The organism is Saccharopolyspora sp. NPDC003752, assembly GCF_053605825.1.
The window spans coordinates 54,721-68,007 of record NZ_JBSGJZ010000023.1; the positions used below are offsets into that span (position 1 = coordinate 54,721).

The window sequence follows — 13,287 nt, forward strand, 5'->3', positions numbered from 1 at the left end:
CAGGGGTAACCTGGCGGCTTCGCCGGCGTCCGCACGCCGACACGGCCAGGAAAATGGCCGCCGACCGGCACCACGGAGGCGCCCATGAACACCCCGAACCAGTCGGATCCCGCCGCGAACGCGCCGCTCGAACCCGCCGGGCCGGAGGCCGCACCGACCCGGACCCACCGCTGGGGGCTCGGCGCGTTCTTCTTCGCGCAGGCGATCTTCGTGCTGGTCTCGGTGACGCTCGCGGCCGCGCTGGGCAGCCCGGACGGCATGGCGCTGGTCCTGATGCTGGTGCTGCCGACCGTGCTCGCCGGGGCGGTGGCGGTCCTGATCACCGTCGTGCGCGGCAACGGACCGCGACTGGACTTCGGCCTCGAATGGCGCTGGTCGGACGTCACAACCGGGCTGGCCATCGGCGGCATCGGCCTGGTCACGACGACCATCGCCACGATGCTGTGGGCGCAGTGGATGGGGCCGGACGCGCAGTCCACGGTGAGCAGCCTGCTCGACGGGGTGCAGCTGCCCCCGGCGCTGGCGGTGGTGATCTTCCTGCACGTCTGGCTGGTCGCACCGCTGTGCGAGGAGTTGCTCTACCGCGGGTTGCTCTGGGGCGCGATGGAACGGCTGCGGTGGAGCCAGCTGAACGTGTTCGTGCTCAGCACGGCCGTCTTCGCCATCGGCCACCTGGAGCCGGAGCGCACCGCGTTGCTGCTGGTCATCGCGATCCCGATCGGCGTCGCCAGGATGGTCACCGGGAGGCTGACGGCGAGCGTCGTCGCGCACCAGGTGAACAACTTCCTGCCCGCGCTCGGCCTCCTGCTGCTCTCGCTGGGTCTGCTCCCGGCCTAGCGCGACGGCCGCCGGATGGGTCCGGAGTCATGGCGGCGGCGGTATCTGGCACAATGGGATGCTGTTCGCCGCGAGGGGTCCCTCTCACCGCTTGTGGCCGCTTTTGACTAAGAGCATTCCACTCCGCTGCCCCACGCGGCTTGGCATGCTCAACCGGAGCACCAACGAGAGTCTGAGGAGCACCAGCACCCGTGGCTGTGAAGATCAAGCTCGCGCGGATCGGCAAGATTCGCGAGCCGCACTACCGCATCGTCGTTGCCGACGCCCGCACCCGCCGCAACGGCCGGGCCATCGAGACGATCGGGCAGTACCACCCGAAGGAGAACCCGAGCGGCATCATCGTCAACTCGGAGCGGGTGCAGTACTGGCTGGGTGTCGGCGCGCAGCCGACCGAGCCGGTGCAGAACATCCTGGAGATCACCGGCGACTGGCAGAAGTTCAAGGGCCTGCCGGGCGCCGAGGGTCGGCTGAAGGTCGCCGAGCCGAAGCCGAGCAAGCAGGAGCTGTTCGAGGCCGCGCTGGCCGCCGCCGGCGAGGAGCCCACCACCGAGGCCACCACCCCGAAGAAGAAGGGTGCGAAGAAGGCCGAGGACAAGGCTGAAGAGCAGAAGTCCGAGGAAGGTCAGGCGTGACGGTCCTCGCGGACGCGCTTGAACACCTGGTGCGCGGCATCGTCGACAACCCCGACGATGTCCGCGTCCAGCTGCTCACGACCCGACGCGGTCGCACCCTCGAGGTGCACGTGAACCCGGACGACCTGGGCAAGGTCATCGGTCGCGGTGGTCGCACCGCGACCGCGCTGCGGACCGTGATGTCCGGCATCGGCGGCCGCGGCATCCGGGTCGACGTGGTCGACACCGACCGCTGAGCACGAACATGAGCGAGCCCGAGCTGCAAACCCTGGCCGTCGGCCGCATCGTCCGGCCGCACGGCGTGCGGGGAGAGCTTGTCGTCGAGGTGCTCACCGACAGCCCGGAGCTGCGCTTCGCTCCCGGCTCGGTGCTCGGGATGCAGCGTCGTGGGGTGGTCCGCGCGCAGAACCTGACGGTGACAGCCGCCCGGCAGCACGCCGGGCGGCTGCTCGTGCGTGCGGAGGGCGTCGAGGGCCGGGAGGCCGCCGAGGACCTGCGCGGCGTGCTGCTGACCGTCAGCTCCGACGTCCTCGAACCGATCGACGACCCGGACGAGTTCCACGACCACGAGCTGATCGGCCTGCGGGTCGAGCGGGCCTCCGGCGAAGAGGTGGGCGAGGTGCGGGAAGTCCTGCACACGCCGGCCGGTGAGCTGCTGTCCGTGCGCACCGCCGACGACCGCGAGGTCCTGGTGCCGTTCGTCGCCGAGATCGTCCCCGAGGTCGATCTCGCCGCCGGTCGCGTCGTCGTGGATCCGCCGGAGGGCCTGCTCGAAGCCGAGTGACGCCGGACCGGCAACAGCAAGATCAAACCGCCCCCGCCGCCGGAGCGGGGGTTTTCCTTTTCCGAGGGCCACATGCGCATCGACGTCATCACGATCTTCCCCGACTACCTGGCGCCGCTGCGGGAAGCGCTGCTCGGCAAGGCCATCGAGCGCGAGCGGATCGCGGTCGGCGTGCACGACCTGCGGGACTGGACGCACGACGTGCACCGGGCGGTCGACGACAGCCCCTACGGCGGCGGCCCCGGCATGGTGATGAAGCCGGACGTCTGGGGCGAGGCGCTGGACGGCGTTTGCGGCGCTGCTGAGGGTTCCGCCGACTCCACCGCCCCGGTGCCCCGGCTGATCGTGCCGACCCCGGCCGGGCGGCCGTTCGACCAGCGCACCGCGATCCGCTGGTCCGCCGAGCCGTGGCTGGTGTTCGCCTGCGGCCGCTACGAGGGAATCGACCAGCGGGTGATCGACGACGCCGCCACCCGGATGCCGGTGGAGGAGGTGTCCATCGGCGACTACGTGCTGGTCGGCGGCGAGGTCGCCGCGCTGGTCATGATCGAGGCGGTGGCCCGCCTGCTGCCCGGGGTGCTGGGCAACCCGCTGTCGGCCGAGCAGGACTCGTTCTCCGACGGGCTGCTGGAAGGCCCCTGCTACACCCGCCCCGAGGTGTGGCGCGGGCGCGCGGTGCCGGACGTGCTGCGCTCCGGCAACCACGCCGCGATCGCCCGCTGGCGCCGCGATCAGGCGCTGGCCAGGACCTACCTGCGGCGCCCTGAACTGCTGGCCGAGCTGCCGGAGGGCACCCTGAACGCGGCCGACCGAGCGCAACTCGATAAACTGCGGGAGTCGGAGCATTCCGACGAGTCCCGGGATGCCGGAGACGCGCAGCGCTGACCCCGCGTCGGCGGGGGCGGTTCAGACGCCGAAATGCGGATCTGGCACACTGGAACGGTTGATGCAGCCGAATGACGAGTTCGGCGAGCTCACATGCAAGTTCACCCCGTGTCAGGCGGTGCCCACCAGTAGGTCGGGTCATCGACGTTGGAGAACACGGGTGCCTTCGACACGGATGAGGACGGACCACCGATGAACACCCTGGACGCGCTGGACGCCCAGTCGTTGCGTTCCGACATTCCGGCCTTCCGGCCTGGCGACACGCTGAAGGTCCACGTCCGCGTCATCGAGGGTTCGCGCGAGCGGATCCAGGTCTTCCAGGGCGTGGTCATCCGCCGCCACGGCGATGGCATCCGGGAGACCTTCACCGTGCGCAAGATTTCCTTCGGTGTCGGTGTGGAGCGGACGTTCCCGGTGCACACCCCGAACATCGCGCAGATCGAGGTCGCGGCGCGCGGTGACGTTCGGCGGGCGAAGCTGTACTACCTGCGCGAGCTGCGCGGCAAGAAGGCGAAGATCAAGGAGAAGCGCGAGACCGCGCCGGCTTCCTGATCGATAGCCATTCGGAACCACGACAACGGCCCAGGTGCACGCACCTGGGCCGTTTCGCGTGTCCGGGCGCGCTCGTTTTGCCCGGTGGCCGGGGGAACCGGATGTTCCACCTTTGAGTGATCGCCGGGGGTGCTGAGCCCCGCCGTCGTGCCGGCGCGAATCGGATGTACCGGAAAAGAGCACGTCACAGCGGCGCCGCGAGGCGGTGGAACGGGCCACCGGAGCCGGGGGAGCGCGACGGCGCCCACCGCGGTTCCAGTAGCCTGGCCGGGTGGCCGACGTCGTGCGCAGCGGATCAGCGGAAGACCCCCAGGGTGCGGAGCACTCCAGCGGTGCCCCGGACGCGCCGGGTGGCGCTTCCCGCCGCCGCAAGCCCAAGGACAAGAAGAAGGGCTCGTTCTGGCGCGAGCTGCCGATCCTGATCGTCACCGCACTCGTGCTGACGGTGCTCATCCAGGCCTTCCTGGCCAGGGTGTACGTGATCCCGTCGCAGTCGATGGAGCAGACCCTGCACGGGTGCACCGGCTGCAACAACGACCGGGTGCTGGTGGACAAGATCACCTACCGGTTCAGCGATCCGGAGCCGGGTGACGTGGTGGTGTTCCGCGGCCCGCAGCCCTGGGTGCAGAACGAGTTCGAGGCGGACGAGCCGTCCAACCCCGTCGCCGGCTTCTTCCAGGGCGCGGCTTCGCTGCTGGGCTTCGGCGCCCCGGACGAGAAGGACTTCGTCAAGCGGGTGGTCGCCGTCGGCGGTCAGACCGTGGAGTGCTGCGACGCGCAGAACCGGGTGCTGGTCGACGGCAAGCCGCTCAACGAGCCGTACCTGTACTGGGAGCCCGGCCGCGGGGTCGGCCAGGACGAGTTCAAGGCCGTGACGGTCCCGCCGGGTCACCTGTGGGTGATGGGCGACAACCGCAACGACTCGGCGGACTCGCGGGTGCAGGGCGGTGGCGGCACCAACGGTGCGGTGCCGGTCGACAACGTGATCGGCAAGGCTCAGCTGATCGTCCTGCCGCCGACCCGCTGGCAGAGCATCCCGGAGCCGAACCCGCAGACCACCGCGCTGGGCGCGCCCGCCTGGCAGACCGGGGTGCCGTTGGGCGTCGGTTTCGCCGCGGCGTTCCCGACGCTCTGGTTGGGTCGTAGGCTCGTCGGTGTGGTGAAACAGCGACGGTCGTCGGAGTGACGTCGACGTGACGGTGGCGGCGTTCCGGCCGCCGAGGTCGGTGATCCGGCGCAGCAGCGGTAATTGGGCCCTTCAGAGCGCGTTGGACCGCCGGGGTCTCGGGCCGGTGGCAGGTGTGGACGAGGCCGGGCGTGGTGCGTGTGCCGGCCCGCTCGTGGTGGCGGCGTGCGCGCTCCGCCCGGGCGACGCGCGGCGGTTCGACGGGCTGACGGACTCGAAGGTGCTCTCGGAGGCCGACCGGGAGCGCCTGTACGGCCGCATCACCGAGCGTGCCCTGAGCTGGTCGACCATCGTGATCTCGGCCGAGGACGTCGATGCGCTCGGCATCCACGTGGCGAATCTGGAGGGCATGCGGCGGGCGGTCGCGCAGCTGACCCCGCATCCCGGCTACGTGCTGACCGACGGCTTCCGGGTGTCGGGGCTCGCGACGCCCAGCGTGGCCGTGGTGAAGGGCGACCTGGTCGCGGCCTGCGTGGCCGCGGCGTCGGTGCTGGCGAAGGTGACCCGGGACCGGATGATGACCGCGCAGCTGCACACCGAGTTCCCGGACTACGGGTTCGACGAGCACAAGGGGTACAGCACGCCGGTGCACTCGGCCCGGCTGAAGCAGTTCGGCCCCTGCGTCGAGCACCGGTGGTCCTATGCGAACGTGGTGGCCGCGGCGCAGCGGCACGGGATGCGCTCGCCGCGAACCGTGACGAGCAAGCCCGGGTTGTTCGATGCTTCCGACAGGGATGTGGTGGACAATGAGGCGTTGTAGTCCGAACGGCAATGCAGAAGGGCTCGCACAGCGATGAGCGCCGAGGATCTCGAGAAGTACGAGACCGAGATGGAGCTGCAGCTCTACAAGGAGTACCGCGACATCGTCGGGCAGTTCACCTATGTCGTGGAGACGGAACGGCGCTTCTACCTGGCCAACGCGGTGGACGTGCAGGTGCGCAACTCCGACTCGGAGGTCTACTTCGAGGTGGCGATGTCGGACGCGTGGGTGTGGGACATGTACCGCCCGGCGCGGTTCGTCAAGAACGTGCGGGTGATCACGTTCAAGGACGTCAATGTGGAGGAGCTGGACAAACCGGACCTGCGGCTGCCGGAGAGCGGCCCGTTCGGTTCCTGATCCCGGTCTCGAGGAAGCTCGGGCGGCCTGAAATCCGGCCGCCCGAGCTTTTTCATGCGCGCAGGCTGGTGGGTCGTGGCGGCGCCGCAGATTTTGCAAATTGCGCAGTGTGCCAAGCATTTTTGGTTCGGAAGTGGGCCGTCCCCACTCGTCGGGGTGAGCCGAGTTGTCCACAGGGGATCGATTAGTCCACAGATTCCGGAATATCACTGGATATCGGCTTCGCTTCCGGGCACGTTGGATTCATCGACGTGCCCGGAACCGTTGGCGCAGTTGGCGAAACTCGCTCACATGCGCCCGGGATACCGGCACGGGAACCTGAATCCCGAACCGAGGAGGAAGCCGTGCGCCGGAAGAAGGTCGTGGGCCGGCTGTCGGACGACGACACCAGGGGCCGCAGACACGCGCTGGGAATCGAAGGGGAGCGGCTGGCGGCAGTGCTCCTGGAACGCCGCGGTCTGACCGTGCTGGACCGGAATTGGCAGTGCCCGCAAGGAGAACTCGACATCGTCGCCACCGACGGCGACACGGTGGTGTGCTGCGAGGTCAAGGCCCGCTCCGGCGTGGACTACGGCGGACCGGAGTACGCGCTCGTGCCGGAGAAGATCAACCGGATCAGGAGCGCGGCCCGGTCCTGGCTGGCCGCGCGCCGATTGGTGGGTTGCCGGGTGCGGTTCGACGTCGTGTCTGTGCTGTGGCCACCGGGCAAGCGCCCCCGCATCAAGCATCTCGAGGGGGTGTTCTAGATGGCGCTGCGGAAGACGTGGGCGGTCGCGCTTTTCGGAGTGGACGGCGCGCTCGTCGAGATCGAAGCCGACGTGCGCAAGGGAGGACTGCCATCGGTCCAGCTCCTCGGGCTGCCCGACACGGCCCTGCAGGAATCGAAGAACCGGGTGCGCGCGGCGATCCAGAACTGCAAGGAGGACTGGCCGGCCAGCTGCGTGACGCTGGCGTTGTCCCCGGCCGCGATGCCCAAGACCGGTACGTCGTACGACCTGGCGCTGGCCTGCGCGGTGCTGGCCGGGGCGGAACTGGTCCCGCCACACCGGCTGGCGGGCACGGTGCTGTTCGGCGAGCTGGCCCTGGACGGGCGGATCCGGCCGGTCCGCGGGCTGCTGCCGGCGTTGCTGACGGCTCGGCGGGAGGGCATGCGCCGCGCGGTGGTGCCTGCCGACGGGTTGGCCGAGGCGCACCTCGTGGAGGGCATCGACGTGCTCGGCGCCGAACACCTGCGGGACGTGGTGGCCTGGCTGCGCGACCTCGGCGAGCTCGACCGCCGCCCGCCACCGGACGCCGAGCCGCCGGCCGAGGACGATGCGCCGGACCTCTCCGACGTGCTCGGCCAGCCGGAGGCGAGGTGGGCCCTGGAGGTCGCCGCAGCGGGCGGCCACCACCTGCTGATGGTCGGGCCGCCGGGCACCGGCAAGACGATGCTGGCCAAGCGCCTGAGCGGACTGCTGCCGAGCCTGACCGTGCCGGAGGCGCTGGAGGTCACCGCGATCCGCTCGATCGCTGGTGACCTGTCCGAGTCGGCGACGCTGATCCGGACGCCGCCGTTCGTCGCGCCGCACCCCTCGCTGTCGATCCCGGCCCTCATCGGCGGCGGCACCGGGTTGGCGAGGCCGGGTGCGGTCAGCAGGGCGCATCGCGGCGTGCTGCTGCTGGACGAGGCCTGCGAGTTGGGCGCGAAGCGGTTGGAGGCGTTGCGCACGGCGCTGGAGGAAGGCGAGGTCCGGCTGGCGCGGCGCGACGGCACGCTGCGCTACCCGGCGCGGTTCCAGCTGGTCCTGGCGACGAACCCGTGCCCGTGCGCGCCGGCTCGGGACCTCGACTGCCAGTGTCCGCCGCAGGTCCGGCGGCGCTACCTCGGCAAGCTGTCCGGGCCGCTGCTGGATCGGGTCGACCTGCGGGTCCGGATGCGCCCGATCACCGCGATGACCGTGCAGGCGGGTGCCGAGCCGGAGGGCAGCGCGGTCGTGCGCAAGCGGGTGGAGAACGCGCGAGCGGCGGCCCGGCAGCGGTGGTCCGCGCACGGGTGGCAAACCAACACGGAGGTGCCGGGGCCGGTGCTGCGGCGCGAGTTCGCGCTGCCCGCGGCGGCGACGGCGTTGCTGGACCGCGGGCTGGAGGTCGGCGCGATCACGGCGCGCGGTGCGGATCGGTGCCTGCGCGTCGCCTGGACGCTGGCCGACCTGGACGGCCGGGATCGACCGGATGCGGAGCACGTGGCTGCGGCCTTGGAGTTCCGGGACAGGAGGGCGGCGTGATGGCTCGGTGGGCGTCGATGGGGGAGAGGTCGAAGCGAGAACTGCTGGTAGCGAGGGCCTTCCTGGGCGCCGTCGCCGAACCGCCGGCTCCGGCGCTGGCCAGGTTCGTCACGGAGTACGGCCCTTGCCGCGCGGTCGGCCTGATCCAGCGCGAGAAGGCACCGGCGGATGTCACGGCGGAGGTCGAGGCGCGGCGATGGCACGTTTCGGGTGAACAGCTGCTGGTGGCGGCCGAGGCCGCCGGTGTCCGGCTGGTCGTGCCGGAGGCCCCGGAGTGGCCGCGCGAGGCGTTCGACGGCCTGTTCGGGGCGAGATCGGTCGACCTGCCGGGGATCGCCGAGCCGATCGCGCTGTGGGTCCGCGGCAAGGCGGCGCTGGCCGAGGCGGCGGAGCAAGCGGTGGCCATCGTCGGCGCCAGAGCCGCCACCGGCTACGGCGAGCACGTGGCGGCGGAGTTCGGCCACGGGCTGGCGACGGCGGGGTTCACGGTGGCTTCCGGGGCGGCGTACGGCATCGACGGCGCCGCGCATCGGGGCGCGCTCGCCGCAGGCGGCCTGACGGTGGCGTTCCTCGCCTGCGGCGTCGACGTCGACTACCCGGCCGGGCACGGCAGGTTGCTGCGCGCCATCGCCGAACAGGGCGCCGTCGTGAGCGAGTATCCGCTCGGCACGCCGCCGCGGAAGCACCGCTTCCTGGTGCGCAACAGGCTGATCGCGTCGTTCGGCAGCGCGACGGTGGTGGTCGAGGCGGGCGCGCGCAGCGGCGCCGCCAACACCGCGCACACAGCGGATGCCCTGGGAAGGCCCGTGCTGGCCGTGCCCGGGCCGGTGACCTCGAAGAATTCCGTTGGTTGCCATGGGATGGTGCGGTCCGGCCAGGCCGTGCTGGTCACCCGAACACAGGAGGTCCTGGAAGCGCTGAGTCCGCTCGGCGCGCAATTGCCGGTGGAAATCCCCGCCCAGCCGCGCCGGACCGACGCGCTGCATCCGGATGCGCGGCGCCTGCACGATGCGCTGACCGGCATCGATTGCGCCAGCGCGGACGAGCTGGCGCGGGATTCGGGGCTGCCGTTGGGCAAAGTCCGGGCGCTGTTGCCGGAGCTGGAGCTGGCCGGGTTCGTGGCTCGATCCGAACGGGGGTGGTCGATGACGGGGTCATGAGGTCGAGGCAGATGGCCTCCCGTCACGCAAGATGATTCGCATACCGGTCAAGTGATCATGATTCGGCGTGGCGATGCTTGACCGACGCCGGTGGAACGGCCAGCTTCGATACATGGCCCGCACACGTTCCGCCGAACCGCGAAGACCGGATCTTCGCGCGGCTCGGGCGAAATTGCCCGAGCCGCTCGGAACCGCGGTCGACGCGTTCGAAAGGCACCTCGCCGCGGAACGCGGGCTATCCGCGCACACCGTTCGCGGATACATCGGCGACATAGTCTCGTTGCTGGGGCACCTCGCCGGCTCGGCAGACGATGCAACCCTTGCTTTGCTGGACGTTTCCGTCCTGCGGGAATGGCTTTCGGCGCAACACGCGGATGGCGTGAGCCGGGCGACGCTCGCCCGGCGGACCGCGTCGGCTCGCACCTTCACCGGGTGGGCGTTCCGCGCAGGGCTGCTGCGCGTCGACCCGGGCCCGCGGCTCGCGGTTCCGTCTAAGCAGCGGAAACTGCCCGCCGTGCTGCGCGTTGACCAGGCAGGTTCGGCGATGCAGGCTTCGGCGGTGGGCGCGGAACAGGGGGACCCGGTGGCCTTGCGGGACCACGCGGTGCTCGAACTGCTGTATGGCACCGGAATCCGCGTCGCCGAGCTCTGCGGGCTGGACGTCGACGACGTCGATCGCGAGCGCCGGCTGGTCCGCGTGATCGGCAAGGGTGACAAAGAACGCGTCGTGCCGTTCGGCGTACCGGCGGATCAGGCGCTCAGCCGCTGGCTTTCCGCTGGTCGGCCGAGCCTGGTCCGGGAATCGTCGGGCGCCGCGTTGTTCCTGGGTGTCCGAGGTGGACGGCTCGACCCGCGTGCGGTGCGCCGCACCGTTCACGACGCGGTCGGCGTGGTTTCCGGTGCCCCGGACGTCGGTCCGCATGGGCTACGTCACTCGGCTGCGACCCATTTGTTGGAGGGCGGTGCGGACCTCCGTAGCGTTCAGGAGTTGCTTGGTCACGCTACGCTCGCAACGACCCAGCTTTACACCCACGTGACCGTTGAACGGCTGAAGGCGATCCATGACCGAACCCACCCCCGTTCCTGACCACACCGGGGGCGGCGCCGACACGGTGGCCGCGAGATCGACCTCGGTACCGGTGACTGCCCGTGACCAAGGCGGTGGAACCAACGGCCACGTCGGTGACCGCCTCGCGCGTCGGCTGTCCGTGGCGACCACCGCGTCTGCCGGGCCGGCCGCGGGCAGGGACCAGCGCAGCGGAGACGAGGTCGAGGCCGGGATAGTCGCGCTGTGGCAGGCATTCGGCCAGCGCCGCGACCAGGAACTGCGCGACCGGCTGGTGCTGCACTACGCGCCGCTGGTCAAGTACGTGGCGGGCCGCGTCGGAACCGGGCTGCCGTCGCACGTCGAGGTCTCCGACCTGATCCAGTCCGGGATCTTCGGGCTGGTCGATGCGATCGAGAAGTTCGAACCAGAACGCGGCCTGAAGTTCGAGACGTACGCCATGCAGCGCATCCGCGGCGCCATCCTCGACGACCTGCGGGCCCAGGACTGGGTGCCGAGGTCGGTGCGCAGCCGCGCCCGCGACGTGGAGCGGGCGCTGGAGCGCCTGGAGGCGAAGCTGCAGCGCACCGCGACCGATGCGGAACTGGCCAGCGAGCTCGAACTATCGCTCGACGAGCTGCGCGAGCTGTTCGCGCAGCTGCAGATGACCAGTGTGATCGCGCTCGACGACCTGATCGGCGCGGGAACGGCGCAGGCGTCGCTGGCCGAAACGCTGCCCGACGACCGGGCCGAAGACCCGGTCGCGGCCCTGGTGGACCGGGACAGCCGGCGCCAGCTGGCCGAGGCGGTGGAGCGGCTCAGTGAGCGGGACCGCGTGGTGGTGACCCTCTACTACTTCGAGAACCTGACGCTGGCCGAGATCGGGAAGGTGCTCGGCGTCACCGAATCGCGGGTCTGCCAGCTGCACACCCGCGCGGTCCTGCGCCTGCGCACCAAGCTCACCGAACAGGCCTGATCGGCGACCCGGTGGGGACCGGCGTGCCGGTCCCCACCGAAGATCACTGCCGCGGTTTGAGCCGGACGTGGCCGAACCCGAGCAGGCGCAGCGGGTCGAGGTAGTTCAGGCGTTGCCGAGCGCCCCAGTGCAGGCAGACCGGCGGCGGCTCGGCGGAGCACTCCGGATGTCCTGGTTCCAGATGGCCGATCGGCTGCCCGCGGGTGACCTGGTCGCCGACCGAGACGCCCGGCGCCACCGGCTCGTAGGTGGTGCGCAGGCCGCCGGTGTGTTCGATGGAGACCAGGTTCCGGTCCACCATCCAGCCCGCGTAGACGACCACGCCGTCTCCGGCGGCCAGCACCGGTTGGCCGACCTCACCTGCGAGGTCGACGCCCCGGTGACCTGGGCCGAAGGCGTGTGCCGGGGCCTCGAAGGGGCGAACGACGGCAGGAGGCGGCGCCAGCGGCCAGCCGAACAACGCGTCCGCCGAAGGCGAGGCGCGCAGGGGTGCGCCAGGCATCGGTAGTGCCTGCTCCGCGGCAGGCAGTCCGCGGGGCGGTTCGAGTCCGGCGGGGAGGCCGAGGGATGCGGCGGCACCGCAGCAGACGAGTGCGGAGATCAACAAGCGCATGGTGCAACGGTGGCTGCCGGCGGTCCAGGTGAACAGGGGGGAAACCAGATCTGTGGACAAACCAGGCCGCTGTGGACAACTCGCAGTCCACGATCGGGTCAGCCGGGGCGTCCAGTACACTGTCAGCGCGGTTTCGTGTCCGCACGGACCGACTTCGCGTGCCCGCACGCCATGCCTGCGCAAGTGGCCCGACCTCGCGGTCGGCCGCTGAGCGGAACAGTACCGAGTTCAACGCTTCGGATGCTGCTGCTCTCGCAGGGTGCCGGTGCTCCCGCGGTCCCGAGCTCGTTGAGCGAGGGTGGGGGTGACCGGGCGGGTACCAGGGCGACGGACCACCCGGTCTGTCGCGGCAACCGAATCGCGCGCCGACCGGCGCGCCCGACTCAAGAGGTGCGAACCAGGCCATGGCCGTCGTCACCATGAAGCAGCTGCTCGACAGCGGCGTGCACTTCGGGCATCAGACCCGGCGCTGGAACCCGAAGATGAAGCGCTACATCTTCACCGAGCGCAACGGCATCTACATCATCGACCTGCAGCAGACGCTGACCTACATCGACGGGGCGTTCGACTTCGTCAAGCAGACGGTCGCGCATGGCGGGACGATCCTGTTCGTCGGCACCAAGAAGCAGGCGCAGGAAGCGATCGCCGAGCAGGCCCTGCGGGTCGGCATGCCGTTCGTGAACCAGCGCTGGCTGGGTGGCATGCTCACCAACTTCCAGACCGTCCACAAGCGTCTGCAGCGTCTCAAGGAACTCGAGACCATGGAGCAGACCGGGGGCTTCGAGGGCCGCACCAAGAAGGAAATCTTGATGCTGACCCGCGAGAAGGACAAGCTCGAGAAGACCCTCGGCGGTATCCGCGACATGAGCAAGGTGCCCAGCGCCGTGTGGATCGTGGACACCAAGAAGGAGCACATCGCCGTCGGTGAGGCCCGGAAGCTGGGCATCCCGGTCGTCGCGATCCTGGACACCAACTGCGACCCGGACGAGGTCGACTACCCGATCCCGGGCAACGACGACGCGATCCGCTCCGCCGCCCTGCTGACCCGCGTGGTCGCCGACGGTGTCGCCGAGGGCCTGATGGCCCGCAGCGGCCGCACCAACGGTGCCCCGGAGGGCGAGGAGAAGCCGGCCGGTGGCGAGCCGCTGGCCGAGTGGGAGAAGGAGCTGCTGGCCGGCTCCGGCCAGGCCGCCGAGGGCGGCGAGCAGGCCGCGCAGTCCTGAGTCCGCTTGC

General features: G+C 70.5%; 16 protein-coding genes. 15 read left to right on the forward strand and 1 reads right to left on the reverse strand.

Annotated features, from left to right (window positions below):
• Nucleotides 1-84: 84 nt before the first annotated feature.
• The 14 genes from ACWEV3_RS26870 to whiG all read left to right on the forward strand — a co-directional run bounded on the left by ACWEV3_RS26870 (nt 85) and on the right by whiG (nt 11,441).
• The gene (locus ACWEV3_RS26870; RefSeq protein ID WP_452616554.1) at nt 85-837 is read left to right on the forward strand and encodes a CPBP family intramembrane glutamic endopeptidase; all 753 of its coding nucleotides are present in this window, start codon (nt 85-87) and stop codon (nt 835-837) included.
• A gap of 191 nt (nt 838-1,028) precedes the next feature.
• Nucleotides 1,029-1,469: a 30S ribosomal protein S16 gene (gene rpsP / locus ACWEV3_RS26875; RefSeq protein ID WP_452616555.1), complete on the forward strand. Its 441-nt coding sequence runs from the start codon at nt 1,029-1,031 to the stop codon at nt 1,467-1,469.
• The gene (locus ACWEV3_RS26880; RefSeq protein ID WP_010305954.1) at nt 1,466-1,705 is read left to right on the forward strand and encodes an RNA-binding protein; all 240 of its coding nucleotides are present in this window, start codon (nt 1,466-1,468) and stop codon (nt 1,703-1,705) included. The genes rpsP and ACWEV3_RS26880 overlap by 4 nt, the downstream gene beginning before the upstream one ends.
• Before the next feature lie 8 nt (nt 1,706-1,713).
• Nucleotides 1,714-2,253: a ribosome maturation factor RimM gene (gene rimM, locus ACWEV3_RS26885; RefSeq protein WP_452616556.1), complete on the forward strand. Its 540-nt coding sequence runs from the start codon at nt 1,714-1,716 to the stop codon at nt 2,251-2,253.
• 72 nt (nt 2,254-2,325) lie between these two features.
• Nucleotides 2,326-3,138 carry a tRNA (guanosine(37)-N1)-methyltransferase TrmD gene (gene trmD / locus ACWEV3_RS26890; protein WP_452616557.1) on the forward strand — a complete coding sequence of 271 codons (813 nt, stop codon included), beginning with the start codon at nt 2,326-2,328 and terminating at the stop codon, nt 3,136-3,138.
• 192 nt (nt 3,139-3,330) lie between these two features.
• On the forward strand, nt 3,331-3,690 hold the full coding sequence (gene rplS / locus ACWEV3_RS26895; protein ID WP_132484884.1) for a 50S ribosomal protein L19: 360 nt from the start codon (nt 3,331-3,333) through the stop codon (nt 3,688-3,690).
• Between the two features lie 271 nt (nt 3,691-3,961).
• Nucleotides 3,962-4,876 carry a signal peptidase I gene (gene lepB, locus ACWEV3_RS26900; protein WP_452616558.1) on the forward strand — a complete coding sequence of 305 codons (915 nt, stop codon included), beginning with the start codon at nt 3,962-3,964 and terminating at the stop codon, nt 4,874-4,876.
• Nucleotides 4,877-4,883: 7 nt separating this feature from the next.
• Nucleotides 4,884-5,636 (forward strand): ribonuclease HII, encoded by a 753-nt coding sequence (locus ACWEV3_RS26905; protein WP_358582143.1) that lies wholly within the window; start codon nt 4,884-4,886, stop codon nt 5,634-5,636.
• Nucleotides 5,637-5,669: 33 nt separating this feature from the next.
• On the forward strand, nt 5,670-5,993 hold the full coding sequence (locus ACWEV3_RS26910; RefSeq protein WP_009943624.1) for a DUF2469 domain-containing protein: 324 nt from the start codon (nt 5,670-5,672) through the stop codon (nt 5,991-5,993).
• Between the two features lie 344 nt (nt 5,994-6,337).
• Nucleotides 6,338-6,739 carry a YraN family protein gene (locus ACWEV3_RS26915; RefSeq protein ID WP_452616559.1) on the forward strand — a complete coding sequence of 134 codons (402 nt, stop codon included), beginning with the start codon at nt 6,338-6,340 and terminating at the stop codon, nt 6,737-6,739.
• Nucleotides 6,740-8,260, forward strand: coding sequence for a YifB family Mg chelatase-like AAA ATPase (locus tag ACWEV3_RS26920; protein ID WP_452616560.1), 1,521 nt, complete (start codon nt 6,740-6,742; stop codon nt 8,258-8,260).
• Nucleotides 8,260-9,420, forward strand: a complete 1,161-nt coding sequence (gene dprA, locus ACWEV3_RS26925; RefSeq protein WP_452616620.1) for a DNA-processing protein DprA — start codon at nt 8,260-8,262, stop codon at nt 9,418-9,420. The genes ACWEV3_RS26920 and dprA overlap by 1 nt, the downstream gene beginning before the upstream one ends.
• A 112-nt stretch (nt 9,421-9,532) precedes the next feature.
• Complete coding sequence (locus ACWEV3_RS26930; RefSeq protein ID WP_452616621.1) at nt 9,533-10,507, forward strand: tyrosine recombinase XerC; 975 nt, start codon at nt 9,533-9,535, stop codon at nt 10,505-10,507.
• A complete protein-coding gene (whiG, locus tag ACWEV3_RS26935; protein ID WP_452616561.1) occupies nt 10,482-11,441 on the forward strand; it encodes an RNA polymerase sigma factor WhiG in 960 nt (319 codons plus the stop codon). The genes ACWEV3_RS26930 and whiG overlap by 26 nt, the downstream gene beginning before the upstream one ends.
• Before the next feature lie 43 nt (nt 11,442-11,484).
• Here the strand turns inward: whiG and ACWEV3_RS26940 are convergent, their stop codons facing one another.
• Entirely contained in the window at nt 11,485-12,054 is a 570-nt protein-coding gene (locus ACWEV3_RS26940) for a M23 family metallopeptidase (RefSeq protein ID WP_452616562.1), read from the reverse strand.
• 404 nt (nt 12,055-12,458) lie between these two features.
• Here ACWEV3_RS26940 and rpsB point away from each other — a divergent pair, with 404 nt between their 5' ends.
• Nucleotides 12,459-13,277, forward strand: a complete 819-nt coding sequence (gene rpsB, locus ACWEV3_RS26945; RefSeq protein ID WP_242184744.1) for a 30S ribosomal protein S2 — start codon at nt 12,459-12,461, stop codon at nt 13,275-13,277.
• Nucleotides 13,278-13,287 lie beyond the last annotated feature (10 nt).

Coding starts and splice junctions, on each gene's coding strand:
- ACWEV3_RS26870 (WP_452616554.1), top strand. CDS start 85: ATGAACACCCCGAACCAGTCGGATCCCGCCGCGAACGCGCCGCTCGAA.
- rimM (WP_452616556.1), top strand. CDS start 1,714: ATGAGCGAGCCCGAGCTGCAAACCCTGGCCGTCGGCCGCATCGTCCGG.
- trmD (WP_452616557.1), top strand. CDS start 2,326: ATGCGCATCGACGTCATCACGATCTTCCCCGACTACCTGGCGCCGCTG.
- rplS (WP_132484884.1), top strand. CDS start 3,331: ATGAACACCCTGGACGCGCTGGACGCCCAGTCGTTGCGTTCCGACATT.
- ACWEV3_RS26910 (WP_009943624.1), top strand. CDS start 5,670: ATGAGCGCCGAGGATCTCGAGAAGTACGAGACCGAGATGGAGCTGCAG.
- ACWEV3_RS26920 (WP_452616560.1), top strand. CDS start 6,740: ATGGCGCTGCGGAAGACGTGGGCGGTCGCGCTTTTCGGAGTGGACGGC.
- dprA (WP_452616620.1), top strand. CDS start 8,260: ATGGCTCGGTGGGCGTCGATGGGGGAGAGGTCGAAGCGAGAACTGCTG.
- ACWEV3_RS26930 (WP_452616621.1), top strand. CDS start 9,533: ATGGCCCGCACACGTTCCGCCGAACCGCGAAGACCGGATCTTCGCGCG.
- whiG (WP_452616561.1), top strand. CDS start 10,482: ATGACCGAACCCACCCCCGTTCCTGACCACACCGGGGGCGGCGCCGAC.
- ACWEV3_RS26940 (WP_452616562.1), bottom strand. CDS start 12,054: ATGCGCTTGTTGATCTCCGCACTCGTCTGCTGCGGTGCCGCCGCATCC.
- rpsB (WP_242184744.1), top strand. CDS start 12,459: ATGGCCGTCGTCACCATGAAGCAGCTGCTCGACAGCGGCGTGCACTTC.